2 protein-coding genes are annotated in these 1,097 nt (G+C 26.4%); both read left to right on the forward strand.

Features of this window, described 5'->3' with window-relative positions; genetic code table 11:
• Position 1 precedes the first annotated feature (1 nt).
• Entirely contained in the window at positions 2-169 is a 168-nt protein-coding gene (locus Q0370_RS11795; RefSeq protein ID WP_367270882.1) for a dihydroneopterin aldolase, read from the forward strand.
• Positions 169-939, forward strand: a complete 771-nt coding sequence (locus tag Q0370_RS08320; protein WP_299574528.1) for an ATP-binding protein — start codon at positions 169-171, stop codon at positions 937-939. The genes Q0370_RS11795 and Q0370_RS08320 overlap by 1 nt, the downstream gene beginning before the upstream one ends.
• The last annotated feature ends 158 nt before the right edge of the window (positions 940-1,097 follow it).

Below are 1,097 nucleotides of genomic sequence, written 5' to 3' on the forward strand. Positions count from 1 at the left end.
TTTGCTTGAAAGATTAGCTGGAGAAATTCTGAAAAATATTTTTACTGAATTTTCTCAAATAGAAAATATAAATTTAAAAATTAATAAACCAGGAGCACCGATAAAATATCATTTCGAAAAATGTGGTGTAGAAGTAAATGTATCACGTGAGGAGTTTTATAACTTATAATGATTATACTAGCGTTAGGAACTAATATAGAGCCAAGAGAACAGTATTTAAAAGAAATTAGAAAATTTATGGATAAACCTATAATAAAAGTTATTACTGGTATGCGTAGAAGTGGTAAATCTATGATATTAAAATTAATATCCAAAGAACTTGAAGAAAACGGAATAAACAAGGAAAATATTATTTTTATTAATTTTGAGTCTTTAATGTTTGCTGAATTAACAAATTTTAAAAATTTATACAGTTATATTATTGATAAATCCCAAAATATAACTGGAAAAATTTATATATTGCTTGACGAGATTCAGGAAGTTGATTCTTGGGAAAAAGCAATAAATTCATTATTGGTAGACTTGAGCTGTGATATTTATATTACGGGTTCTAGTGCTAATTTATTATCTTCTGAACTTGCCACTTATATCGCGGGAAGATATGTTGAAATAAAAGTTTTTCCTTTATCCTTTAAAGAATTTATAAAATTTTCTAAAATTCAAAATCCGCAGAAAATTTACACTACAGAGGAGTATTTTGAACAATATCTGAAGTTTGGAGGACTGCCTGCCATTCATAATTTTAGTCAAGATAAAACTTCGATTTATCAATATTTGACTGATATTTATAATTCTGTTTTATTAAAAGATGTTATTTCAAGAAATAATATAAGAGATATTGAATTACTGGAAAGAGTTATTTTATTTATTTTTGATAATATCGGAAATACTTTTTCTGCAAAAAAAAAGCCCGATATTACTATCGGACTTTTCCATTAACCAACCAAAACTTTAAATTATGAAAACTATTATTTGAAGTTTTACAATGAGCTACCACCCTCATTGCGATGCAAAGGTACGAATAAAACAGTACTTGTCAAGCGTATTTTTAAGTTTAACAAAAGTTTAATATAAAAGGGGCTCTATAAGCCCCTTTT

It is taken from the genome of uncultured Leptotrichia sp. (assembly GCF_938036635.1).
GTDB classification, from domain to species: Bacteria; Fusobacteriota; Fusobacteriia; order Fusobacteriales; family Leptotrichiaceae; genus Leptotrichia; species Leptotrichia hongkongensis.